Consider the following 22,583-nt stretch of genomic DNA (forward strand, 5'->3'; position numbering starts at 1 on the left):
TCATGTTTTGAGGAAGAACATTAGGCGCCGGCCGAAGGTCAGCGTCTTGCAAGGGTGCGCATGTTCGGGCAATCGCTCCCGGATATGCGACAGGGGGTGATACGCGTTATGAACGTGCAGAGCATGACCGGTTTCGCGCGGGCCGTCGCTGAACGCGACGGCACGTCGATCGCCTGGGAGGTGAAATCGGTCAACGGCAAGAGCGTCGAGGTCAGGCTGAGACTGCCGCAAGGCTTCGACCGGCTGGAACCCGCTGTACGGCAGACCGTGCAGAAGCGCTTCGCTCGCGGCAATTTCCAGGCGACGCTGACCGTCGGCCGCGCCGTCGCGCAGCAGGCGCAGCCGGTGGTCAACGAGGCTTTCCTGAAGGATCTGGCAGGGCTGGCCAAGCGCCTGCAGGAGCAGTTCGGCACCCAGCCCGCGACCGCCGACGGGCTGCTTGCGCTGCGCGGCGTGCTCGACATCCCGGAAGCCGTCGAGACCGAGGAGGAGCGTGCCGCCCTCGACGCGGCGACCCTGTCCGCGCTGGAGACGGCGCTCGCCGGCCTGGAGCACGCAAGGCAGAGCGAGGGGGCAGCGCTGCGCACGCTGTTGTCGGGCCACATCGACACCATCGAGGCGCTGACGCTGAAGGCCGAGGCCGACCCGTCGCGCGAGCCGGCGGCGATTCGCGAGCGTATCGCCGAGCAGGTGCGTCTGCTGATGGATGCGTCGGCCAATCTCGACGCGGTCCGGCTGCATCAGGAGGCGGCCTTTCTCGCAACCAAGGCCGACATCCGCGAGGAGATCGACCGGCTGAAGACGCATGTCGCTTCCGCGCGTGTGCTGCTCGGCAGCGGCGGCGCCGTCGGCCGCAAGCTCGATTTTCTGGCGCAGGAATTCAATCGCGAATCGAATACCCTGTGCTCCAAGTCGAACGCCGCCGCGGTGACCGCGATCGGGCTGGAGCTCAAGGCGGTGGTCGACCAGTTTCGCGAACAGGTCCAGAATCTGGAGTGACGGAGATGGTTGCCAAGGAGCTGACGGCTGCCAGGGACGTGGGAGCCCGCATCCGCCGCCGCGGGCTGATGCTGGTGCTGTCGTCGCCGTCGGGCGCCGGCAAGTCGACGATCGCGCGCAACCTTCTGGAAAGTGATTCGAGCCTGGAACTGTCGGTCTCCGTCACCACCAGGCCGCGCCGCGGCTCGGAGATCGAGGGCGTCCACTACCATTTCCGCACGATGCGCGAGTTCGAGCGGCTGCGCGATTCCGATGCGCTGCTGGAATGGGCCGAGGTGCACGGCAATTTCTACGCCACGCCGCGCGAGCCGGCGGAGATGGCGCTGGCCGAAGGCCGCGACATGCTGTTCGACATCGACTGGCAGGGCGCCCAGCAGCTCAAGGAGAAGATGCGCGCCGACATCGTCTCGATCTTCATCCTGCCGCCCTCGATGAAGGAATTGAAGGCGCGCCTGAAGCGCCGCGCCGAGGACCAGGAGCAGGTCATCGAGACCAGGCTGAAGAACGCCCGCGTCGAGATCGAACACTGGAAGGAATACGACTTCGTCATCGTCAACGACGATCTCGACCGCGCCTTCGCCGAGGTCCGCGCCATAGTGACGGCGGAGCGGCTTCGGCGCGACCGGCGGCCGGGCCTGTTCGACTTCGTTTCCGGGCTGCTGGACGAGAAGACGGGATAGGCAGTCTTTCCTTCTCCCCGTTTACGGGGAGAAGGTGGCCCGAAGGGCCGGATGAGGGGCTGTGGCGGCTCGCGAAGCGCAAAGGTCAACCAGACGACCCTCACTTGCGACCTGCCGCCGCCGCCCGTCTCTCCGCAAAATGGGCCTTGGCCTGATCGTCCGGAATGTCGGACCGGCTGTCGTCGAGGGCTTGCTGAACCTTGGCACGAAACCATAGGTCATACGCTTTGTTGTGCTGAGCTTGTTCCTTGATCAGCGCCCTGCGTTCGTCGCCGCTCAATCCTTTGGCGTCGCCTTCCTTCAAGGCGGCCCCCATGCGCGGTGACAGCTTTAGGCCTTCGACAGCGCAGATCTTTTCGCCTTTGTCGCGGGTCAAAACGAATTTACCGGCCCTGCTCTGGCGCGAGGCGACAACTTTGTTTTTCATGGGGTCATACTATCACGCCGCGGTTTTCGGACAATTGACCGCATCACAGCCCAATCCCTCGACCAGAATAAGGTTCCTGCTGAGGGCAGCGTCGCGAACCTCAAGTGCCGCTGCGTATTCGGCAGAGCGATACCAGCGCCGTGCGGTTTCGATATCCGGGAATTCGACGACGATCAGCGGCCCGGGCTTCCAGTTGCCCTCCAGCGTCTCCACTTCACCGCCACGAACCAGATAGCGTCCGCCGTGCTCTGCGATGGAGGCTGCGGCGCGGGTTCGATAGGATTCGAATGCCTCCGCGTCGCGGATTGTGACATCGGAAATGACATAGGCAGGCATTTTGCACTCCGGACTGCTCGCCTGCCTATCTATGGCAATGGTACCGGAATTCCAGCCGACGCGCCGACTGCCTATAGGGCGTTCGTCAGCCTCACGAACTCTTCCACGCTGAGCGTCTCGGCGCGGCGTGTCGGGTCGATGCCGGCGCGGGCGAGCAGCGCTTCGCCGCCCAGGCTTTTCACGCTTTGCCGCAGCATCTTGCGGCGCTGGCCGAAGGCGGCTTCGGTGACGCGGCCCAGCCTCTTGCCGTCGGCGGGCAGGGGAGATGCGCGCGGCACCAGATGCACCACCGAGGAGGTGACCTTGGGCGGCGGGGTGAAAGCCTGCGGCGGCACGTCGAAGGCGATTTTTGCCTCGGTGCGCCAGCCGGCCAGCACGCCGAGCCGGCCATAGGCGTCGCTGCCCGGACCGGCGGTGATGCGCTCGGCCACCTCGCGCTGGAACATCAGCGTCATCGATTGATAGAAGGGCGGCCATTCGGCCATCGTCAGCCAGCGGATCAGCAATTCTGTGCCGATATTGTAGGGCAGGTTGGCGGCGATCTTCACCGGCCCGCCATTCGCCTTGCCGGCCAGGGCGGCGAAATCGGTCTTCAGCGCATCGCCGGGAATGACTTCGAGCCGGCCGGGATAATGGCTGGACACCTCCGCCAGCGCCTCCAGGCAGCGCTCGTCGCGCTCGATGGCGATCACACGCTTGGCGCCGTTGAAAAGCAGCGCCCGGGTCAGGCCGCCGGGGCCGGGGCCGACCTCGATCACCGTCGCTTCGCCAAGCTCGCCGGCCGCGCGCGAGATCTTGCTGGTCAAATTCAGGTCGAGCAGGAAGTTCTGCCCGAGCGCCTTCTTCGCCTGCAGCCCGTGGCGCTCGATCACCTCGCGCAGCGGCGGCAATCCGTCGATGGTCGTGCGCCCCCCGCTCAACCCTAGCCTCATGCGGCCGCGGCGTGGCGGCCGCTGTCGGCAAGCCGGCGCGCGAGCCTCAGCGCGGCAATCAGGCTGTCGGCGCGCGCAATGCCCTTGCCGGCGATATCGAAGGCCGTGCCGTGGTCAGGCGAGGTACGGATGAAGGGCAGGCCGAGCGTGACGTTGACGGCCTCGTCGAAGGCCAGCGCCTTGGCCGGGATCAGCGCCTGGTCGTGATACATGCAAAGCGCCGCGTCATAGCCGGCGCGCGCCCGCGGGTGGAACATGGTGTCGGCCGGCAGCGGTCCGACGGCATCGATGCCTTCGGCTTGAAGGGCCTCGACGGCCGGCAGCACGATGAAAAGGTCCTCCGAGCCCATCGCACCGCCTTCGCCGGCATGCGGATTGAGCCCCGCGACGGCGAGCCGCGGCCGCGCGATGCCGAAGCGGCTTTTGAGATCGGCGGCGGTGATGCGGCCCGTGGCCACGATCAGTTCCGTCGTCAGGACTTTCGGCACCTCGGCAAGCGCGATGTGGATGGTGACCGGGACGGTGCGCAGTTCGGGTCCGGCAAGCAGCATCACCGGCGTCACCTCGGCGCCGGTGTGGCGCGAGGCCAGATGCGCCAGGTACTCGGTGTGGCCGGGAAAGCGGAAGCCGGCGTCGTAGAGCGGCTTCTTGGCGATGGGGCAGGTGACCACCGCGGCAGCGTGGCCGGCGAGGCAGTCGGCGACGGCGCGGTCGATCGCTTCGATGGTGCCCGCGGCATTGGCCGGATTCGGCTTTCCAGGACTGTCCAGATGACGGGCGTAGAGCGGAACGACGGGCAGCGCGCGGGGAAAATGATGCGCCGCTTGCCCAGGCGAGGTTTCCATGATCGCTATCGTTGCGCCGACTTCGCGCGCGCGGGCCTCGATCAGGGCCGGATCGGCGAGCAGATAGAAGGGCGGCACGCCGGCGCTGTCGCCCGCCTGCCAGGCGGCGATGGCAATCTCGGGTCCGACACCGGAGGGATCGCCGACGCTGAGCGCCAACGGCGCATCGGTTTTGCGCATGCTCATGGTGTCCTGCGGGCCGCCGTGCCTGCCTCGCGGCAGAGCAGGCGGATCGAGCCTTGTTTTGTCATGCGCCGAAACGGCCTAGCGCTCGACGATGGTGGCCTTCTTGCGCAGTTCGTCGACATATTTCTTGCTGAGCTCGTCGGCGTCCTTGTCGTTGCTGCCTTCGGCCTGGAACACCATCTGCGCCGCCTTGTCGTCGGAAACCTCGCGCGAAGAGCAGATGCCGATGAATTCGACGCCCCGCTCGGTCTCGCGCGTCGGGGTCGCGCCACCGACCTTGGTCGCCTTGATCTGGTCGGCCCAGTCGGACGGCAATTGCGGCGCCAGCACGCGGCCGAGATCGCGCACCGTGACGTCGATCAGCCCCTTGGCGAATTCGCGCGTGGTGTTGCAGCCGTTGAAGCGGGCGCGCATGGCATCGGCCTCGCGCTTGCGCTTGGCGAGCGTGGCCGAGCGCTCGGACGCCGGCACCACGAAGATCACCTGCTGCAGCATGTATTCCATGGCGGTCGGCTTGGAGCCGCCCTTGTCGAGCATGCGGCGGACCGCGTCCTGCTCGGTCACCGAGCCGCCCTCGCCGGAACGGTAGCGCGCGCCGAGCGCCTGGTTCCAGGCCATCTGCGCACGGATGAATTCCTTGAAATGCTCCTTGGTGACGCCCGATTGCGACATGATCGCGTCGAGCTTCGCCAGCGGCATCTTGTTGTTGGAAGCAAAGCGCTGATAGGCGGCATCGACCTGCTGGTCGGTGATGCGGATGCCGAGCCGCTTGGCCTCGGCAAGGCGCAGCGTCTGGTCGATCATTTCCTTCGCCGCATCGCCTTTCTTGCGTTGCAGTTTGAAGAATGCGGCGCGGTGCGCGATGTCGCCGGTGGTGATCGGTATGTTGTTGACGATGTATTTGATCTGGCTGGCGAACGCCGGCGGCGTCATCGCCGTGATCGAAACCGAGGTCGCCGCAACCAGCAGCGCGAATCCTGCCGAAAACAGGTATTTCCTCATCTCACCTTCCCAATTCTTACCCGCCACGATGGCGCCGCACGTCCTCCGAACGCATGCGCTGCGTGGTCCACCCCTTGCCCGTCCTATGCGGCGAAACGATGTCGCCGGCGCATGTCCCCGAGAATCGGCCCATTTTCGAAGCTATGCGCTCCAAATCAAGCTCTGCAGCCCTTACGCGCGCCAAAATCGACGCTCTGCCGCGATGCTCGCCTGCCTTCGCTTACTGGATAGTGTCGACGGCGCTGGTCGACGTGCCGAAATCGCCGAGCGTGCGGAAAGACAGGTTGAAGCCGATATTCTGCGACACTTCCTTGGTGACCGAATCGCGTGTTTGCGAGAACGTCATCACATAGGTGAAGCAGGAATCGTTGTAGGCGAAGCCGACGCCGTCCTTGACCAGAACACTCTGCTCGAGATCGTAGGTGCCTGTGCCGAAGACCCGCCAGTTCTCGGCCAGATGCGTCGAGGCGCCGAGCGTGACTTCGTGCCGGTCTGTGGTGAAGCCGTAGAGCGGCTGCTTCTCGATGAAGGCATATTTGGCGCTCAGCGAAACCGGCAGCCCGGAATAGGCGGCTTTCACTTCGGCGCGCCTGACCTCGAAACTCTGCTCGTCGAAACGGCCGCTGAGCGAGCCTGAGAATCCGCTCGGGCTGTTGAAGCCGACAAGGCCGACATAGTCGGAGGACCGTTTGTCTAGGCCAGAATCGGCCCCGACATTGACAAGATCGGGTGCGGCGAATGAGTTCTCGCCTGCGAGCTGGTAGGACTGGCCGAAAATGGCGTTGGTGCCCCAGCCATTTTCATAGGCGCCCGAATAGCGGAAGCCGACATTGGCTCGCGTGCCGCCCTCAATGCGGTCGTAACCTGAGAACTTGTCGCGCTCGAACAGCGTCGTGGCGTCGAAGACGAAGCTCTGTGCGTCCTCGTTTGGAACGGCGAGGCCACCGACATATTGCTCGTTCGGGCGCACGAAGACCTGCGCCGTCGGCTCGAGGACGTGGCTGGAGTTCGGCATCGAGAACAGGAGCGGCCAGCGCGCCTCCAGGCCGAGCGTAGCCATGTAGCGTGCGAGCGAAGAGCGCATGTCGACGTCCTCGCCGAGATTCGACGCCATCTGGTTGACTACTTGCAGCGATTCGGATGTGGCCGACACATAGCCGGCGTCGCCACGGAAGGCTAGCAACGGCGTCAACTGCAAACCACCATCGGTGGTGAAGGTCCGCTTCCATTCGGCTTCGGCCGTCAGCCGGCTGGACTGGCCTTCGAGGCCGCGCACATTGTTGAAGGAAGTGTCGACCTTGGGATCCGCCAGCACTGCGTCCAGCCGGTCGCGGCTGATGACGCGCGCATTGACGTTGAGCGACAACTGGCCGCCTGCCACCGACATGTCGGGGATATAAGCATAGTCAAACGACGGCAGCACCCAGGGCTGCTTGGCGGCGCGCGCCGTCGGATCGATGGACAGCGTGTCTTCCTGCACTTGGAAGCGCATGGCCCTGACGTCGAAATAATTGCGGTCGCTCAGGCCCGTCAGATAGATCGACGACTGGTGGACGAGATCGTTGTAGCCGTCGATGTTGTAGGTGCGTGAAAAATTCTTGTCGGTCTGGAGCAGCACGTCCCAGCCGAAGTTCCAGCGCTCGTTGATGGCGAACTGGCCCTTGGTGCCCATCATGCCGCGGAACTTGTTGGGATCGCCAGTCGGGCCGGAATTGACGTTATGGCCGTTGTCGAAGGGGTTCGTGTCGATAAATGCGTCCGGATCCTGCTGATTGATGCCGGCGATCTTCAGGCTGTATTGGCCATCGTTGAAGCGCTGGCGCCATTCGGCCTCGCCGAGGAAGCCCTGCTTTGTGTAGCCGGTTCCGGTAACGGTAAGGTCGTAGGTCGGCGAGAGCGCGAAATAATAGGGGACTTTGACGCCGACGCCGAGGTCTGTGTTATAGACGATGCCCGGGATCAGGAAGCCGCTCTTGCGCTTGACCGTCGGGTCGGCGATCTCGAAGGCCGGCAGATAGGCGAGCGGATAGCCGAAGAACTCGAAATTCGCGTTCTCGAAGCGAACCGTCTTCTTCTCGCCGTTCCAGATGATCTTTCTCGCCTTGACGCGCCATGTCGGCGCCGAATCGGGCTTGTCCTCGCAGGGCTCGCAGGCGGTGTAGATGCCGTTGTGGAACGTCGTCAGCACGCCGCCCATGCGCTCGCCGCTCTCGGCGGCGAAATAAGCCTTCTCGACCGTCTCGACGCGCAGCGCGTTGACGAAGCCGTCGGCGAAATCGTCGGTGATGTCGATATGGTCGGAATTGATCTTGGTGCCGTCGCTGTTGATCAGCTCGACGGCGCCGCTGGCGACGAGGCGCTTGGTATCGCGGTTGTACACCACGCGCTGGGCGACGAGCTTGTTGCCGCCATAGTCGATCTGCACGCCGCCGACGGCGGTCACCGTGTGCTTGTCGTTGTCATAGACGAGCGTATCGGCGGCCAGCAGCATCTGCGTGCCGGTGGGAACAGGCTTTGCCGTGATAGTCTGCGCCAGCACCGGTACCGACGGTACCACGCAAGCGAACAGACATGCCAAGGCGGTCGCCCCATAAAGGCGTGCCAAACCGGCCTGCCTACTATGGCTGCGCAAACCAGCCTCCCTCACTAGCCGTCTTCCTTGTATAGCAGAAAAGTCACCCCGAAGAACATAGCCACGACAACCGGAACCCATGCAGCCACCATTGTAGGCACGAATCCGGCGACCCCGAATGCCTTGACCAGTACCGAAACGACATAAAGCAGAAAGCCGGCCAGGACGCCACCCAGAATCATCGTCGCCGACTGCCCCATTCGCGCAAATCGCATTGAAACTGTTGCCGCAATCAGCGTCATGGCGACGAGGAGGAACGGCAGCGCCACCAGCGAATCAAACTGCATGGCGAAGGCATTTGCCTTGAGGCCGAAGGAGCGGGCAACCTCGATCTTGGCCGGCAGCTCGTAGAACGGGATGGTTTCCGGGCGCGCCAGCCGCTCCTGCACGAATTCCGGCTTGAGGTTGGTGGGGACGCGGTCGGAAGCCTCGGGACGGATGTTGCCGTCCTTGAACAGCTTGACGTCCTGCAGTTCCCAGTAGCCGTCGCGCAAGAAGGCGTGCGCGGCATCCTTGCGCTCGACGATGTTGCCCTTCTGGTCGAGGACGAAGAACACCGCGTCAGCCATCTCCAGCCCCTGGTTGAGGATGGCGCGAGCGCCGATGATGGTGTCGCCGGAGCTGGTCTTTTGCCTCAGCCACGGCGTCGTATCCTCCGGGACGGCGTTCGACTTGCCGGCCCTGAGCTGGTTTTCCATCTGCTCGGACCAGGAAAACCCGTGCGCGGCGATCGGATTGAGCACGCCGACGGAAATCACGCCGAACATCAGCGCGCCGATGCAGCACGGGAACAGGAACTGCCAGGCCGAAACGCCTGCCGAGCGTGCGATGACCAGCTCGTAGCGGCGGTTGAGCGACACCAGCGTCGCCATCGCCGAGAACAACCCGACGAACGGCACCGTCTGCAGCATGATCATCGGCATCCTCAGCGCCGAAATGGCGAAGGCGGTGCCGTAGGTGAAGCCCGGCAGCCCGGTCGTGCGGCCCGAAAGCTCGGTGAAGTCGATCAGGAACACCAGCGCCAGCAGGCCGAGAAAGAACCAGATGGTGATCGTCACATAGCGAAAGAAGAAATAGCGGCCCAGCGTCCAGCCCATCGTCAGGCCCCCTGGCCGGAGGTGCCGCGGCGGGCGAGCCACAGCTTGAGCGCGGTCCAGCCCTCGCTCACCCGGCCGGCGAGATTCGTCATCCAGTCGGCCCAGGCGGTGGGCAGTTCCATACTGCGCGAGGAGACGATGAACCAGACGGAAATCGCCGACGCCGCGATCGGCACGCCATAGACCAGATAGGCGTAGTACCAGACCTTATCGGCCTTGCCCGCGGCGAAGAAACCGAGCCAGCGCACGAAAAGGGCGACGGCGATCGCCGTGATCAGCGGATGGATGCGCGCCTCGCGATGCGAGCGCGCGTCGCCCGCGACGGCAAGCGCGATCAGCGCGAACACCAGCGAATAGGACCATTCGGAGAAACGCTGGTTAACCTCGGCCGTGTAGCTGCCGGGCTGGCGCTGATACATCCTGTCGTTGGGATCCGGGTTGAGCAGGTATGGCGTCGTTCGGTCCTTGGGCAGCAGCGTGATCTCGTTCGCGGCCGACATGAAGGCCGACAGGTCGAAGGCGTAGGAGGTGAAGCGGATGACGGAGAGGTCGCCGGTCACCGATTTGCGGTTGATGACGCCGTCATTCATCATCAGCACCTTCTCGTCGCCCTTTTCGACGATGCTGCCGGTCTTGGCGTAATAGGTGAGGTTGGCGCCTTCCTCGCGCGAATCGGCGACGAAGATGCCGCCGAGCTTGTTGTCGGGCAGCCGTTCGCCGATCTGCAGGAACAGGCCTTCGTCGATCTTTCGGAAAGTGCCTTCCTGGATGATCAGCGACAGAAGGTCGGCGCGCGAGGCCGCCACCAGCTGCCGGTTCTTCTGCCTGGCATAGGGATCGACGCCATTGTCGACGGCGAAGGAAAAGACACTGGCCGCCAGCGCGAGCAAAAGGATCGGTCGCGCGATCGTCCAGCGCGAGGCGCCCGCGGCATTGATCACCGCCAGTTCCGAATCCGTGTTCATGGCGCTCAGCGTCTGTGCCACCGCGACCACCAGCGCGAACGGCACCACGATCGGAACGATCGAGGGGATGATCAGGGCCGCGACTTCGAAGAAGGTCAGCGCCGACTGGCCGCTGTCGGTGACGAGGTCGATCTTGGCGAGCACCTGCGTCGTCCACACGATCGCCAGCGTCCAGACCAGCGCCGCCAGGAACATCGCGGCGGTGCGACGCATGATGTAGCGTTCAACGACCTTCATGAAGGCTTTTCTCGATTGTGCCGAACGGCATCATGCCCGCCGACAAGGTAGTCATCCGCCGGCGCCTGTACAACCGGGTCCACAAGCGGCTCATCTGGTTCGTCGCCCCCATGCCACGCGGCCCGGCGCGGCGGAGTCTCCGCGTCAATCGATAAGAAATGCAAAACATTGATGGTTAACAATAGGTTGCGGCAGAAAGCTTAGGTCGTGCCGCGACGAATCCTTCGTTGATTTCGGCGCCGATATAGACAGCGATTTCGGCCAAAGTCTTGCCAAATGCCCGAAAACGACCAAATGTCGCGCACGCTTGAAAGCCGGTTCGCGGCGCCTCACCCCGAAAGCAGGACCTGATGACTTCGAGACCTTCGATTGCCTTCGCCAAATTCGCCGCGCCCAAAAAAGGCAGCGTCTTCGTGCTAGCGGCCGACGGCGGCGGCCTTGGCGATGCCGCGAAGGCCTGCGACCCGGCCGGCGCATTGGCGCGCGCGTTTCCGGTCGCCGATTTCTCCGGCAAGTTCGCCAGTTCGGCCGAGGTGCTGGCGCCCGAAGGGACGTCGGTCGACCGGCTGGTGGCGATCGGCGCCGGCAAGGTTGCGAACCTCGATGACTATGCCTGGCTGAAGCTCGGCGGCGCCGTTGCCGCCGCGCTGCGCAAGGCTGCGGAAGTCGCCGTCATTCTCGACTTGCCCGAGCTTCAGCCGGAGGGCAGGCAGGCGGCGAACCTTGCCGCCGGCATTCTTCTGCGCAGCTACGGCTTCGACAAATACAAGACCCGCAAGGATAAGGACGAGGGCCAATCTGACGCCAAAGGGGCCGAACCAAAGGGAGGGGGGGCCAAGAAGGCTGAAGCGGCGAAGCCCGCCAAGATAACCATCCACTGCGCCGACCCGTCGGCCGCTAAAAAAGCTTTCGCCGAGGAAGAGGCGGTGATCGACGGCGTGCTTCTCGCGCGGGATCTTGTGAATGAACCCGCTAATGCGCTTGGCCCGGTGGAGTTCGCGGCTCGCACGAAGGAACTGGAAGCGCTTGGCGTCGAGGTCGAGATCCTCACCGAGAAGGAGATGAAGAAGCTCGGCATGGGTTCGCTGCTCGGCGTCGCGCAAGGCTCGCCGCGCGGCGCCCGCATGGCCGTCATGCAATGGAAGGGCGGCAAGGCCAAGGACGCGCCGGTCGCCTTCATCGGCAAGGGGGTCACCTTCGACACCGGCGGCAACTCGATGAAGCCGGCCTCCGGCATGGAGGACATGAAGGGCGACATGGGAGGTGCGGCCGCCGTGACCGGGCTGATCCGTGCGCTGGCCGCACGCAAGGCCAAGGCCAACATCGTCGGCGTCATCGGTCTGGTCGAGAACGCGGTCGACGGCAATGCCCAGCGTCCGGGCGACATCGTCACCTCGATGTCGGGCCAGACAATCGAGGTGCTCAACACCGACGCCGAAGGCCGCCTGGTGCTCGCCGATGTGCTCTGGTACGCCAACGACCGCTTCAAGCCGAAATTCATGGTCAACCTGGCGACGCTGACCGGCGCCATCATGGTCGCGCTCGGTCAGCATTATGCCGGCCTGTTCTCCAACAATGACGAGTTGGCGGGCCGCCTGACCGACGCTGGCCAGGCGACGCAGGAGCGGCTGTGGCGCATGCCGCTCGGCGCCGAGTACGACAAGCTGATCGATTCCAAGAACGCCGACATGAAGAACATCGGCGGCCGCTACGGCGGCGCCATCATCGCCGCGCAGTTCCTGCAGCGTTTCGTCAAGGACACGCCCTGGGCCCATCTCGACATCGCCGGTACGGCGATGGGCGCGCCGGCGAACGAGATCAACCAGTCCTGGGGCTCGGGCTTCGGTGTGCGGCTGCTCGACAGGCTGGTGCGCGACCACTATGAAGGATAGGCTTTCGAGGTGGCCGACATCCTCTTCTACCATCTGACGGAATCGACGCTCGAGGAGGCGCTGCCTGGCCTGCTCGAGCGCAGCGTCGAGCGCGGCTGGCGCGCCGTCGTGCAGACCGGAACCGAGGAGCGGCGCGACGCGCTCGACCAGCATCTGTGGACTTGTCGCGACGATTCCTTCTTGGCGCATGCCACCGACCGCGAGGCATACCCGGCCGAGCAGCCGATCCTGCTGACCACGGGGGACGGCAACCCGAACGCCGCCCAGATCCGCTTCCTCGTCGATGGCGCGACCCCGCCGGACCTCTCCGGCTACGAGCGGGCGGTCTTCCTGTTCGACGGCCACGACGCGGTACAGCTCGAAGGCGCGCGCGGCCACTGGAAGACGATGAAGGAAGCCGGTCACGCCGTCACTTACTGGCAGCAGACGCCTGACCGGCGCTGGGAGCGCAAGGCTTAAGGAACGCTGCTCCGATTCTGTAGGGTTTGGTCGCGTCCTGCTCCTGCAAATAAAGCCACAGCGCCTCGGCCACCGGCCCGTGCGGCCGGTCGCGGCGCCGCACTGCGGCAACGGTTTCGGTGCGGCCGGGGATATGCCTGCCGGCGATGGAGATCAGCCTCCCGTCTCGAAGCTCGTCCTCGATCAGCCATTCGGGCAAATGGCCCCAGGCAAGACCGTGAAGGATCAGCTCCTTCTTCATCATATGGTCCGGCGTCGAGCAGGAATGCGCGCCGTCGATGACGAAGAAATTCTCTGGCGAGGCGCGCCGCGCGGTATCGCGTATCACGCATTGGGTGAAGGGCCGCATCGCTTCCGGGGTGATGTCATGCTCTCTGTCGAAGGGCAGGAAGCCCGGTGCCGCCACCGGCACGAAGTTCACCCGGCAAAGATCGATCCGCTCGAGCTGCGGATCGGACGGATTGGCGCGATGGAAGACGAGATCGGCCTCGGCGTCCGTCAGTCGTTCGATCGGCCCGCTGATCGCCTCATACTCTAGATGCAGGCGCGTGCGGGTCCGCTCGGCGAAGAAGTGGCTGAGCAGGCCGAGTATTCTGGGCCTCGGGCAGACGTCGCCCATCACCACGCGCAGGACGGTTTCCTCGCCGCTCGCCAACTGGCCGGCATAGCTCTGGAGATGTTCGAGCTCGCGCAGCGCCAGCCGGGCGCGGGCATGGAACTGCCGGCCTGCATCCGTCAGGCTCACCCGATAGCCGCTGCGGTCGAGCAGGGTGAGGCCGAGCTGCTCTTCCAGTCGTGCGACCGCGGCGAAGACGGAAGGATGCGTCCGACTCAGGACAAGCGCGGCGGCCTGAAAACTGCCCTCGCTCGCCACGGCGTCGAAGCACCTCAGATCGTGGAGCTTCAAATCGTGCATGTCGTAGCATCCTACAGAGATTGTCGAATCATAGTAATTTTCTTCGATAGTAACCAGACCTAACGTCCTCATCGAAACGACGCGGGACGACCTCCCGCCTGATCAAGATGAGGACGAAATGACCGAAACGCTTCATTTCACGGCGGGCGACGGCACCCGCATCGCCTACAGGTTCGACGGGCCGGAAAACCGGCCGGTGCTTGTGCTGTCGAATTCCATCGCCACGACCTTCCACATGTGGGACGGCCAGGTTGCTGAACTCGCCAAATCCTTCCGGGTCTTGCGCTACGATTTTCGCGGCCATGGCGGTTCCGATGCGCCGGCCGGCGCCTATTCGCTCGACCGGCTGGGCCGCGACGTGCTCGAACTGCTCGATTCCCTCGGGTTCCCCCGCGTGCATTTCCTCGGCCTATCGCTCGGCGGCTTCGTCGGCCAGTGGCTGGGCATCCACGCGCCGGAGCGGATCGAGCGCTTGGTTCTCTCCAACACCTCGCCGCATCTGGGACCCGCGGCCTATTTCGACGAGCAGATACGCAACGTGCTTGCGGCAAGCGACCTGTCGGCGACCGCCGACATGTTCATGCGCAACTGGTTCCCGCCCTCGATGCTCGCCGGCGAGAACGAGACGGTCGAGGAATTCCAGGCCGCGATCCTGGCAATGTCGCCGCAAGGACTTGCCGGATGCTTCGCCGCTGTGCGCGACGCCGACCTGCGCCGCCCGATTTCACTGATCACCGCGCCGACGCTGGTGATCGGCGGTGTTGACGACAAGGTGACGCTCGCCAGCCACAGCGAGGCGATCGCGGCGACGGTTCCCGGCGCCGAGCTTGTACTGCTCCCGGGCGTTCATCTGCTGAACGTCGAACGCCCCACCGAATTCATGGAGGCGATAACGCGCTTCCTCGCCGTGGAGCACGGCAGCTCCGCAGCTCGAGCCTTACGGGCGGCCGGTTGATTACCACTGATGAACGCGAGTGGCATTTCCGGACGCCGGCCATGCGTCCGGAATGCAGGTCGTCGGCTTGTCAGCCGCGAGCCAGCGCGGCCAACTGCTCCAGGGTGATTTTATGGACAAGCGGATCGGCGTGCCTGTGCAGCAGCAGCCAGTCGGGTCCCTCGCGGCGATACACCAGCGTGACCCGGAGCGGCCATTCCTGATCCGGCAGGCCGCCGACCTTACCATGCCCCCATTCGATCACGGCCAGAACGACCATATCGCCCGATACATAGGACTGCACCAGCTCCATCTTGACCTCGCCGTCTTGGAAGTAGCTGGCAATTTGCGCGAGATGCTCGCTGCTGGTGTCGAACCCCCTTGTGAACGGGCCTCCGAACGGCTGCATCAGGGTAAAGTCGGGCGCAATCTTGATGAGCTCGAGGTAGGCTTTCATATCCCCTCTAACGAAGGCCGAACTGGCAGCCTCGGCCCTTACCAGAAGCTCGGCCAGCGTGGCGTCGTCCATGGCGGCTTGGGGCGCAGCATCGCTTATGGGCGCCTGGATCGCCAACGGCAGGGTGAGCGGCATCGCCATCGCCAACCGCCTCGAAACGGCTTTGCTCCGGGATTTTCGGTCGAGCGGCGCGGCGACCTTGCCGGCTTTTTTCGTGGATTTGAACATCGCGTTTCTCCTCATTGGGTCGGACGGATCCGGTTATCGCCCGTTCCGATCGGCAGAGGGATCTCACTTCAATCGACATGAATCTAGTGATATGATTTCAGTAATATGCTGCACGAAATTGATCTATCTAGGGTCGATCTCAACCTGCTGGTCCTGTTCGAGACCGTGATCGAAGAGCGTCATGTCGGCCGCTCGGCGATGCGGCTGAATCTGTCGCCATCGGCGGTCAGTCATGGTCTCGGCCGCCTACGCGGCCTGCTCGGCGATCCGCTGTTTCTGAGGACGCCGAGGGGCGTTGTGCCGACCGACCGTGCGCTGGAACTCGCCACGCCGGTGGCCGAGATCCTGGCTCAGGTGAGAGGCGTCATTGCCAGCGTCGAGCCCTTCGATCCCGCCCGCTCCAGGCGCCGCTTTGCGATCGGCGCGCCTGACGAGGCCTCGTCCGTCTTCCTGCCGCCGCTGCTCAAAGCGTTGCGGCGAAGCGCGCCGGGCATCGACATCAGCGTTCGCCAGTTGCTGCCGAGGCAAGGCGAGCCGTCGCCGGCTCTTGCCTGGAGCGATGTCATCGCCGATCTCGAGGCAAGGGCGATGGATGTCGCGGTGCTTCCGGTGGGGGACATGCCGGAGCGCTTCCTTGTGCGCACCCTCTATGAAGAGGACTTCGTCATCGCCATGCGCACTGGGCATCCGTTCGCTGGCGATTCCGGTATCGGGGCCTATTGTGCCATGCGGCACCTCGTCGTGTCGCAGGCGGGCGACACGACAGGATTCGTCGACACCGCGCTGGCCGAGCATCGCCTGTCGCGGCGCATCGCACTCACCGTCCCCAATTTCATGTTCGCGCTCGCCGTGCTCGCCGAGACCGATCTGATCTCGGCATTGCCGCGCCGGTTCGTCGCCATGCATGCGCCGCGATTCGACGTGGTCGCCGTCGAGGCGCCCATGGAACTGCCGCGTTTCCGGATCAGCGCCATAGTGCCGAAGGTCGCCATGATGGACGCAGGCATTGCCTGGCTCATCGGCCAGCTGGAGCAGGCGGGGCAAGCAGTCTAATACTTTTGATCCTGCCGGCTGCCGGCTCGAAAAAAGCCTTCATCGCGCCCGATCCGCCTATAGAATAGGCTGACGTAAGTTCACGCCGCGGGGGGAGGATGCGGATCAGGATCGTCGGAACCGGCAGCGCGGTGCCGGCAGAATACATCAGCACGCGCGCGCTGGAGGAGAGGCTGGGCCTCCGCCGGGGCACGCTCGAGGCCGCCACCGGTGTCGTTCAACGCTATGTCTGCGCGGCCGAATCGCAGGTTGATCTTGCTTGCGCCGCCGCGCGTCTTGCGCTCGACGACGCTGGGCTCGGTCCAAGCGATGTCGATCTGATCATTGGCGGCTGCGGCGTGCCCTACCAGCCGCTGCCGGCGACGGCGCCTTTGGTCATGCAGCGCCTCGGCCTTGCCGACGGCTCGGCCGCCGCCTTCGATGTCAACAGCACCTGCCTTGGCTTCCTCACCGGTTTCGAGACGGCCGGCCGGATGATCGAAGCCGGCCAATGCGAGACGGCGCTGGTGTTTTCCTCGGAGGTCGCCTCGCGTGCTTTGCCTTGGCGGGACGCGCCGGAGGTCGCGGCACTCTTCGGCGACGGCGCGGCGGCGGCCGTGCTGCGCAGGGCCGAGCCCGGCGAGGGCAGGCTGGCGGCCAGCCTGATGCGCACCTATCCGTCCGCCTGGGAGGCCTGCGGTATCGGTTCCGGCGGCACGCGCTTCGATTTCCGCAAGCAGCCGGAGGAATTCGCCCGCCACAGCCTGTTCCATATGGATGGCAAGGAGCTGTTCCGCCTGACGTCCCGCCATTTCAACGGTTTCGTCTCGGCACTGCTTGAGCGTGCCGGCTGGCGGCATGACGACGTCGATCTCGTCGTGCCGCATCAGGCGAGCCCGTTCGCGCTCGCGCATATGGCGCGCCAGACAGGCTTCGCGCCGGAAAAGCTCGTCGACATCGCGGCTCGCTTCGGCAACCAGATCGCCGCCTCCATCCCCTTCGCGCTCGATGTCGCGCGCCGCGAGGGCCGTGCGGCGCCGGGCACGAAGCTGCTCTTCCTCGGCACGTCGGCCGGCGTGTCGTTCGGCGGCATGGCGCTGGAAGCCTGACCATGGTCGTCCTCGTCACCGGCGCCAGCGGTTTCTTGGGCTCTCATGTGCTCCGGCGGCTGGCAGCATCCGGTACGCTGGCGCTCGGGCTCGGCCGCGATGCGGAACGCTGCGCCGCGCTCGAAGCCGCCGGCCATCGCATCATCCGCCACGATCTCGCACGGCCGCTCGACGGCGTGTTCGATCCGAGGCTTAGCAAGGTCGAACGGATCATCCATTGCGCCGCGCTCTCGGCGCCCTTCGGCCGGTTGCAGGATTTCGTGGCGGCGAACGTTACGGCGACGCGGAACCTCCTCGACTTCGCGACGCGGCAAGGCGTCAGCCGTTTCGTGCACATTTCCAGCCCGTCCGTCTGCTTTGCCTTTCGCGACCAGCTCGATCTTGTTGAGGACGCGGCTTTGCCGGAGCCCGTCAACCACTACGCACGCACCAAGCGCGAGGCGGAGAAGCTCGTGCTTGCCGCGCCGGCCATCCATCCGGTGGTGCTGCGGCCGCGCGGCATCTATGGCGCCGGCGACCGCGCGCTGCTGCCGCGTCTCACCAAGGCGGCGAAGCGCCGGCCGCTGCCGCTGTTTCGCGGCGGCCGGGCCGCGATCGATCTCACCCATGTCGACGATGTCGTCGATGCGGTCATGGCGGCGCTCTCGGCCCCTGGGGAGGCCGAGAGCCAGATATTCCACATCTCCGGCGGCGAGGTGCTGCCGGTGCGCTGCATCGCCGACGAGGCCTGCGCCCGCGCCGGCATTGGGGCGCGCTGGCGGCCGATGCCGCTGCTGCCGGCCATGTTGGCGGCCGGCGTGATGGAAGCGGTGGCGCCTCGGCTGCCCGGCTGGCCCGAGCCGCCGGTCACCCGCTACGGACTCGGCCTCTTCGCTTATGCCCAGAGCCTCGACCTCTCCAAGGCGAAGCGCGTGCTCGGTTGGGCGCCAAAGGTTTCCTTCGAGCAAGGGCTCGATCGCACCTTCGCCGGCAGGGCCACGCTATGAAGATCGTCTTCGCCAACAGTGCCTGGGTCAGCGCCGCCGAGCAGCTGATCCTGCGCGGTGGGTCGTGGCGGAGCGTGCGGCTGCGCGTCCGCTACGGGCTGATCTTTCATCCCGTCGCCGGTCCGGCGCTGGTCGACACGGGCTACACGCCGGAGGCGCTCACCGGCGGGCGGCGCGGCCGGATGCTGCGGCTCTACGGCGCGCTGCTGAAGCCTCAGCTCAATCCCGCCGAACAGGTCTTGCCGGTGCTGCAGCAATTCGGCTTGTCGCCCGGTGACATCCGCACCGTCATCGTCAGCCATTTCCATGCCGATCACATTTCCGGCCTGTCGCTGTTTCCCAAGGCGCGCTTCATCGCCAGCGGCGCGGCCTGGGCGCGGGTCAAGGCACGCACGTCGCGAGAGAACTTGCGCCACGGTGTCTTCACCGAGCTCTTTCCGCCGGATTTCGAAACGCGGTTGGACGGCCTGTCCTCCAAGCCGGGCGTCTACGCGCGCGACGGCTTCCCCGGCGGCACGGACCTTTTCGGCGACGGCAGCGTGATCGCGGTCGATCTTCCTGGACATGCCGATGGCCAGTTCGGCCTGCTGTTTGCCGGCCTCGAGCGGCCGCTGCTCTATGCCGTCGACGTGCAATGGCTGCTCGCCGCCTTGACGGAAAACCGCACGCCCGGCTTCCCGGCAACGCTGATTGCCGAGGATGCCGCGGCGATCGAGCCGACCAGCGCCATGCTCTGCCGCTTCCTCGCCACTGGCGGCGAGGTGATGCTCTGCCATGACCCTGCGCCGACATCCTACGATCTCTCATTGAGCGATCCGGAGGCGGCATGAACGCTCTCGCGGAAGCGGTCGGTTCCTTTGCACTGACGTGCCGGGTCTCGCGCAAGAGCCGCGCCGACTTCGAACGCTGGCAGGCGGCGGCTTTGCGCCGCTTCCTCGACCGCGACCTGCCGCGCGCGCCATTTTACGGCAAGGCGCCGGCCCGTCTCGCCGATCTGCCGGTCACCGACAAGGCGCTGCTGATGGTGCGCTTCGACGAATTCAACATCCATGGCCTTGCCGCCGCCGAGGCCTGGGCGGCGCTGGCGCGCGACGGCCGCGCCGGTTCGCTTACGGTCGGCGCCAGCACAGGCACGTCTGGCAATCGCGGCCTGTTCGTGATCTCCGAGGCGGAAAAATACCGCTGGCTGGGCACGATCCTCGCCAAGACGGCACCCGATCTTCTCTGGCGCGGCATGCGCGTCGCTGTGATCCTGCCGCAGAACAACGGGCTCTATGACAGCGCCCGCAAGTCGCGGCTGATCAAGCTCGCCTTCTTCGACTTGACGCTCGGGCCGGAGCACTGGCGTGCGGCGCTGGAAACCTTCGATCCGACAGTGATCATCGCGCCGCCGAAGATCTTGCGGCACCTCGCGATCGAAGGCTTCCGGCTCCAGCCGAAGCGTATCTTCTCCGCCGCCGAGACGCTCGATCCGGTCGACCGTCCTGTCATAGAAGCTTTCTTCCGGTTGCCGCTCGACCAGATCTACATGGCGACCGAAGGTCTGTTCGCCGTGACCTGCCGGCAGGGCGGCCTGCACCTTGCCGAGGACTCCGTCTTCTTCGAATTCGAGCCGGCAGGCGAGGGGCTGGTGACGCCGCTGGTCACGGCTTTCCGCCGCCGCATGCAGATCATGGCGCGCTACCGCATGAACGACCTGCTGCGGCTTTCCGGTCAGCCTTGCCGCTGCGGCTCACCGCTGCGTTGCGTGGACGAGATCGTCGGCCGCATGGACGATGTCTTCCGCCTGCCCTCGAATGGCGGTCCGATCCTGATCACGCCGGACGTGCTGCGCAACGCCGTGCTCAAAGCCGACCGCCGCATCGACGATTTTCGGCTCGTCCAGATTGCGCCGGACTGGATCGAGCTCAGGCTTCCGCCGGCACTCGCCGACGAGGCGGCAGCCGCCGCTCATCAGGCGGTGCGCGTGCTGCTGGAAGCGCGAAAGGCCGATGCGACGGTCGATCTCGTCCGCACTTCGTTGTCGCTGGAAACAAGCCGAAAGCTGCGTCGCGTCGAATGCCGGCTGGAGCGCGCGTCATGAGCCGGACGGCCGTCGCGGAAAAGCCGGTCCAGCAGGCTGACCGGGTCGAAAACAATCCGGCCAAGGTCGAAGCTTTCGTGCACTTGTTCGACGAGATACCGGTCGGCGACCTCGTCGCCAACCTGACGACCAGGGTCGAGACCTTCGAGGTCGCGGGCCGGACGTTCCCGCTGACGCTCAACGATGCCAGTGAAGCGCCGAACTGCTATATCTGCTGTCCGTCCAGCGCCTATATCGACTACGCGATAGACGAGACACGCAACTTCGCCACCCACCCGCTGCTGCGCCGCGCGCTCGCGGCCCTGATCGGCGCCTGCGCGCCGCTGGTCAGGGCAAGCGGCCTCGACCATCAGGTGCAGGCCAACAACTGGCTCTATTCCACCAATCCGGTGCCGCTGCTTGATCGGCAAACGGTTGCCGCACTCAGATCGGCGCTGGTCGCGCGTTTCCCGGACCGCGCCATCGTCATCCGATCGCTGAACGAGATCGCCGATACGGCGAGCATCGCCGTCCTGAAGGCGGAGGGCTTTCGCATGCTGGCGGCGCGGCAGATCTACATCTTCGCCGATCGCGGCGCCGCGCCCGCCATGACGAAGAACCTGAAACGCGACCGCAAGCAGCTCGGTACCACGCCCTTCGAGCGGATCGGCGATGCCGATTTCACCGAGGCCGACTATGCGCGCGCCGAGCAGCTCTACAACATGCTCTATCTGGAAAAATACACGCCGCTCAATCCGCACTACACGGCCCGCTACATCGCCGAGATGCATCGGCGCGGCATCATCAGCCTTGCCGGCCTGCGCCGCCCGGGCGGCGAACTGGTCGCGGTCACCGGTCTGTTCGAAAATGGCGGCACTCTCACCCAGCCCATCGTCGGCTACGACACCGGCCTGCCGCTCGGCGAGGGGCTTTATCGCATGGTGATGGCGATGGGCCAGGACCATGCCAGCGCGCGCGACCTGTTCTTCAACATGAGCGCCGGCGCCGCAAGCTTCAAGCGCCTGCGCGGCGCCATTGCCGCGATCGAGTACAACGCGGTCTACGCCGCGCACCTTCCGTTTCGCAAGCGTGTCGCGATCCGCATCATGGAAGCGGTGCTGGCGGGAATTGGCATTCCCCTGCTGAGGAGGTTCGAGCTGTGAGCGAGCGCCGGGATCATGCGAAGGATCACTGGCAGGCGGTGGCGCTGTCGGCCGACATCGGCAAGCGGCCGAAGCGCATCCTGCTCGATGGCGCGCCGCTGGTGCTATTCCGCTCGGCGCGAGGCGTTGCAGCACTTTTCGACCGCTGCCCGCATCGGCTGGTCGAGCTGTCGGCCGGCAAGGTGGTCGGCGGCGAGATCGAATGCCCCTACCATGGCTGGCGCTATGACGGCGAAGGCCGCTGCACCGCCATTCCCGGCCATGTCGGCACCATGCCGCATTACCGGGTGCGCCGCTACGCAGCGATCGAGCGCGACGCTGTCGTCTTTGTCTCGTCCGGCGTGCCGCGGGGCGAACCCTACCTCCATTGCATGCAGGGCAAGGGCGTCAACGTGCGGCGGGTGCGATCATCGACGCAGTCGACCGTCATCGATGTCGCCGAAAACATCCTCGACGCCACTCACACCCATTTCACCCACAAGCGCCTGCTGCGCGGCCTGACCTCGAAGCGCCATCTGGTGCGGGTCGAGGTGACGGGCGGCGAGGGCTGGGTCGAGGCCTGCTACACCGGCGAGGATCGTCAGCAGGGACTGATCAGCCGGCTGCTGGAAGGCGAGCGGGTGAAAACCATCGGCCGCTTCCGCCATCCCGGCATCGCCGAGCTCGAATATTGGGGCAGGGACGGGCTGGTGCTCGCCACGACCTTCCATCTGCGCCAGGCCGACGAGCGTACCGTCGAGGGCGTCGGCTGGCTGATCGGCCGGCGCCAGGGTCTGCTCGGCGAGCTGAAGGCACTCGCCTTCAAGCCGCTCTTCACCATCGCGCTGCATCAGGACCGTCGCGTGCTGAAATCGGCAAGCGACAACGCCCGCTTCGCGCCGCAGGCGCTACCGGTGATCGGCCCGCTCGATTTCCTGCGCCGCGACATTGCGGCGATCATGGGACGGAAAATGCCGCCTGCGGCGAGTGAGCCGAGGGTGCATCAGATCGAGTTGTGAATTATAGTT

22 protein-coding genes are annotated in these 22,583 nt (G+C 65.3%); 12 read left to right on the top strand and 10 right to left on the bottom strand.

Going from position 1 to position 22,583, the window contains the following annotated elements; translation table 11 throughout:
• Nucleotides 1-108 precede the first annotated feature (108 nt).
• The gene (locus tag P9236_RS21065) at nucleotides 109-999 is read left to right on the top strand and encodes a YicC/YloC family endoribonuclease (protein WP_278076449.1); all 891 of its coding nucleotides are present in this window, start codon (nucleotides 109-111) and stop codon (nucleotides 997-999) included.
• A 5-nt stretch (nucleotides 1,000-1,004) separates the two neighbouring features.
• Entirely contained in the window at nucleotides 1,005-1,679 is a 675-nt protein-coding gene (gene gmk, locus P9236_RS21070; RefSeq protein ID WP_278076450.1) for a guanylate kinase, read from the top strand.
• A 100-nt stretch (nucleotides 1,680-1,779) separates the two neighbouring features.
• On the opposite strand, the gene P9236_RS21075 is transcribed toward gmk, so the two are convergent.
• The 8 genes from P9236_RS21075 to lptF all read right to left on the bottom strand — a co-directional run bounded on the left by P9236_RS21075 (nucleotide 1,780) and on the right by lptF (nucleotide 10,338).
• Complete coding sequence (locus tag P9236_RS21075) at nucleotides 1,780-2,106, bottom strand: type II toxin-antitoxin system RelB/DinJ family antitoxin (protein WP_278076451.1); 327 nt, start codon at nucleotides 2,104-2,106, stop codon at nucleotides 1,780-1,782.
• Between the two features lie 12 nt (nucleotides 2,107-2,118).
• Nucleotides 2,119-2,442, bottom strand: a complete 324-nt coding sequence (locus P9236_RS21080; RefSeq protein WP_278076452.1) for a DUF1330 domain-containing protein — start codon at nucleotides 2,440-2,442, stop codon at nucleotides 2,119-2,121.
• Between the two features lie 71 nt (nucleotides 2,443-2,513).
• Complete coding sequence (rsmA, locus tag P9236_RS21085; protein ID WP_278076454.1) at nucleotides 2,514-3,362, bottom strand: 16S rRNA (adenine(1518)-N(6)/adenine(1519)-N(6))-dimethyltransferase RsmA; 849 nt, start codon at nucleotides 3,360-3,362, stop codon at nucleotides 2,514-2,516.
• An 8-nt stretch (nucleotides 3,363-3,370) separates the two neighbouring features.
• The gene (gene pdxA / locus P9236_RS21090) at nucleotides 3,371-4,399 is read right to left on the bottom strand and encodes a 4-hydroxythreonine-4-phosphate dehydrogenase PdxA (RefSeq protein ID WP_278076604.1); all 1,029 of its coding nucleotides are present in this window, start codon (nucleotides 4,397-4,399) and stop codon (nucleotides 3,371-3,373) included.
• Nucleotides 4,400-4,483: 84 nt separating this feature from the next.
• The gene (locus P9236_RS21095) at nucleotides 4,484-5,407 is read right to left on the bottom strand and encodes a peptidylprolyl isomerase (RefSeq protein WP_278076455.1); all 924 of its coding nucleotides are present in this window, start codon (nucleotides 5,405-5,407) and stop codon (nucleotides 4,484-4,486) included.
• A 220-nt stretch (nucleotides 5,408-5,627) separates the two neighbouring features.
• On the bottom strand, nucleotides 5,628-8,054 hold the full coding sequence (locus P9236_RS21100) for an LPS-assembly protein LptD (RefSeq protein ID WP_278076456.1): 2,427 nt from the start codon (nucleotides 8,052-8,054) through the stop codon (nucleotides 5,628-5,630).
• The gene (lptG, locus tag P9236_RS21105) at nucleotides 8,054-9,136 is read right to left on the bottom strand and encodes an LPS export ABC transporter permease LptG (RefSeq protein ID WP_278076457.1); all 1,083 of its coding nucleotides are present in this window, start codon (nucleotides 9,134-9,136) and stop codon (nucleotides 8,054-8,056) included. Before lptG ends, P9236_RS21100 begins: the two co-directional genes overlap by 1 nt.
• Nucleotides 9,137-9,138: 2 nt before the next feature.
• Entirely contained in the window at nucleotides 9,139-10,338 is a 1,200-nt protein-coding gene (gene lptF / locus P9236_RS21110; protein WP_278076458.1) for an LPS export ABC transporter permease LptF, read from the bottom strand.
• A gap of 350 nt (nucleotides 10,339-10,688) precedes the next feature.
• Between lptF and P9236_RS21115 the strand changes: the two genes are divergently transcribed.
• Both P9236_RS21115 and P9236_RS21120 read left to right on the top strand, forming a co-directional pair.
• Nucleotides 10,689-12,230: a leucyl aminopeptidase gene (locus P9236_RS21115; RefSeq protein WP_278076459.1), complete on the top strand. Its 1,542-nt coding sequence runs from the start codon at nucleotides 10,689-10,691 to the stop codon at nucleotides 12,228-12,230.
• 9 nt (nucleotides 12,231-12,239) lie between these two features.
• Nucleotides 12,240-12,689, top strand: coding sequence for a DNA polymerase III subunit chi (locus P9236_RS21120; RefSeq protein WP_278076460.1), 450 nt, complete (start codon nucleotides 12,240-12,242; stop codon nucleotides 12,687-12,689).
• Here the strand turns inward: P9236_RS21120 and P9236_RS21125 are convergent.
• Nucleotides 12,640-13,605, bottom strand: a complete 966-nt coding sequence (locus P9236_RS21125) for a LysR family transcriptional regulator (protein ID WP_278076462.1) — start codon at nucleotides 13,603-13,605, stop codon at nucleotides 12,640-12,642. The two genes, P9236_RS21120 and P9236_RS21125, sit on opposite strands and share 50 nt — an antisense overlap.
• A 118-nt stretch (nucleotides 13,606-13,723) precedes the next feature.
• Here P9236_RS21125 and P9236_RS21130 point away from each other — a divergent pair, with 118 nt between their 5' ends.
• On the top strand, nucleotides 13,724-14,560 hold the full coding sequence (locus P9236_RS21130) for an alpha/beta fold hydrolase (protein ID WP_278076463.1): 837 nt from the start codon (nucleotides 13,724-13,726) through the stop codon (nucleotides 14,558-14,560).
• Nucleotides 14,561-14,630: 70 nt separating this feature from the next.
• Here the strand turns inward: P9236_RS21130 and P9236_RS21135 are convergent, their stop codons facing one another.
• A complete protein-coding gene (locus P9236_RS21135; RefSeq protein WP_278076465.1) occupies nucleotides 14,631-15,224 on the bottom strand; it encodes a nuclear transport factor 2 family protein in 594 nt (197 codons plus the stop codon).
• A gap of 105 nt (nucleotides 15,225-15,329) precedes the next feature.
• Between P9236_RS21135 and P9236_RS21140 the strand changes: the two genes are divergently transcribed.
• From P9236_RS21140 to P9236_RS21170, 7 genes are all read left to right on the top strand, one after another.
• Complete coding sequence (locus P9236_RS21140; protein WP_278076467.1) at nucleotides 15,330-16,277, top strand: LysR family transcriptional regulator; 948 nt, start codon at nucleotides 15,330-15,332, stop codon at nucleotides 16,275-16,277.
• A 98-nt stretch (nucleotides 16,278-16,375) separates the two neighbouring features.
• Nucleotides 16,376-17,365, top strand: a complete 990-nt coding sequence (locus P9236_RS21145; protein ID WP_278076468.1) for a 3-oxoacyl-[acyl-carrier-protein] synthase III C-terminal domain-containing protein — start codon at nucleotides 16,376-16,378, stop codon at nucleotides 17,363-17,365.
• A 2-nt stretch (nucleotides 17,366-17,367) separates the two neighbouring features.
• Nucleotides 17,368-18,351, top strand: a complete 984-nt coding sequence (locus tag P9236_RS21150) for an NAD(P)-dependent oxidoreductase (RefSeq protein ID WP_278076470.1) — start codon at nucleotides 17,368-17,370, stop codon at nucleotides 18,349-18,351.
• A complete protein-coding gene (locus P9236_RS21155) occupies nucleotides 18,348-19,181 on the top strand; it encodes an MBL fold metallo-hydrolase (RefSeq protein ID WP_278076472.1) in 834 nt (277 codons plus the stop codon). Before P9236_RS21150 ends, P9236_RS21155 begins: the two co-directional genes overlap by 4 nt.
• On the top strand, nucleotides 19,178-20,434 hold the full coding sequence (locus tag P9236_RS21160) for a F390 synthetase-related protein (RefSeq protein ID WP_278076473.1): 1,257 nt from the start codon (nucleotides 19,178-19,180) through the stop codon (nucleotides 20,432-20,434). The genes P9236_RS21155 and P9236_RS21160 overlap by 4 nt, the downstream gene beginning before the upstream one ends.
• Complete coding sequence (locus P9236_RS21165; RefSeq protein ID WP_278076474.1) at nucleotides 20,431-21,576, top strand: GNAT family N-acetyltransferase; 1,146 nt, start codon at nucleotides 20,431-20,433, stop codon at nucleotides 21,574-21,576. The genes P9236_RS21160 and P9236_RS21165 overlap by 4 nt, the downstream gene beginning before the upstream one ends.
• Nucleotides 21,573-22,574 (top strand): Rieske 2Fe-2S domain-containing protein, encoded by a 1,002-nt coding sequence (locus P9236_RS21170; protein ID WP_278076475.1) that lies wholly within the window; start codon nucleotides 21,573-21,575, stop codon nucleotides 22,572-22,574. Before P9236_RS21165 ends, P9236_RS21170 begins: the two co-directional genes overlap by 4 nt.
• Nucleotides 22,575-22,583: the final 9 nt, after the last annotated feature.

This window comes from Mesorhizobium sp. WSM4884 (assembly GCF_029625675.1).
Taxonomy (GTDB): domain Bacteria; phylum Pseudomonadota; class Alphaproteobacteria; order Rhizobiales; family Rhizobiaceae; genus Mesorhizobium.

Coding starts and splice junctions, on each gene's coding strand:
- P9236_RS21140 (WP_278076467.1), top strand. CDS start 15,330: ATGCTGCACGAAATTGATCTATCTAGGGTCGATCTCAACCTGCTGGTC.
- pdxA (WP_278076604.1), bottom strand. CDS start 4,399: ATGCGCAAAACCGATGCGCCGTTGGCGCTCAGCGTCGGCGATCCCTCC.
- P9236_RS21115 (WP_278076459.1), top strand. CDS start 10,689: ATGACTTCGAGACCTTCGATTGCCTTCGCCAAATTCGCCGCGCCCAAA.
- P9236_RS21160 (WP_278076473.1), top strand. CDS start 19,178: ATGAACGCTCTCGCGGAAGCGGTCGGTTCCTTTGCACTGACGTGCCGG.
- gmk (WP_278076450.1), top strand. CDS start 1,005: ATGGTTGCCAAGGAGCTGACGGCTGCCAGGGACGTGGGAGCCCGCATC.
- P9236_RS21155 (WP_278076472.1), top strand. CDS start 18,348: ATGAAGATCGTCTTCGCCAACAGTGCCTGGGTCAGCGCCGCCGAGCAG.
- P9236_RS21095 (WP_278076455.1), bottom strand. CDS start 5,407: ATGAGGAAATACCTGTTTTCGGCAGGATTCGCGCTGCTGGTTGCGGCG.
- P9236_RS21080 (WP_278076452.1), bottom strand. CDS start 2,442: ATGCCTGCCTATGTCATTTCCGATGTCACAATCCGCGACGCGGAGGCA.
- P9236_RS21135 (WP_278076465.1), bottom strand. CDS start 15,224: ATGTTCAAATCCACGAAAAAAGCCGGCAAGGTCGCCGCGCCGCTCGAC.
- P9236_RS21130 (WP_278076463.1), top strand. CDS start 13,724: ATGACCGAAACGCTTCATTTCACGGCGGGCGACGGCACCCGCATCGCC.
- P9236_RS21150 (WP_278076470.1), top strand. CDS start 17,368: ATGGTCGTCCTCGTCACCGGCGCCAGCGGTTTCTTGGGCTCTCATGTG.
- lptF (WP_278076458.1), bottom strand. CDS start 10,338: ATGAAGGTCGTTGAACGCTACATCATGCGTCGCACCGCCGCGATGTTC.
- P9236_RS21125 (WP_278076462.1), bottom strand. CDS start 13,605: ATGCACGATTTGAAGCTCCACGATCTGAGGTGCTTCGACGCCGTGGCG.
- P9236_RS21065 (WP_278076449.1), top strand. CDS start 109: ATGAACGTGCAGAGCATGACCGGTTTCGCGCGGGCCGTCGCTGAACGC.
- lptG (WP_278076457.1), bottom strand. CDS start 9,136: ATGGGCTGGACGCTGGGCCGCTATTTCTTCTTTCGCTATGTGACGATC.
- P9236_RS21145 (WP_278076468.1), top strand. CDS start 16,376: ATGCGGATCAGGATCGTCGGAACCGGCAGCGCGGTGCCGGCAGAATAC.
- P9236_RS21075 (WP_278076451.1), bottom strand. CDS start 2,106: ATGAAAAACAAAGTTGTCGCCTCGCGCCAGAGCAGGGCCGGTAAATTC.
- P9236_RS21165 (WP_278076474.1), top strand. CDS start 20,431: ATGAGCCGGACGGCCGTCGCGGAAAAGCCGGTCCAGCAGGCTGACCGG.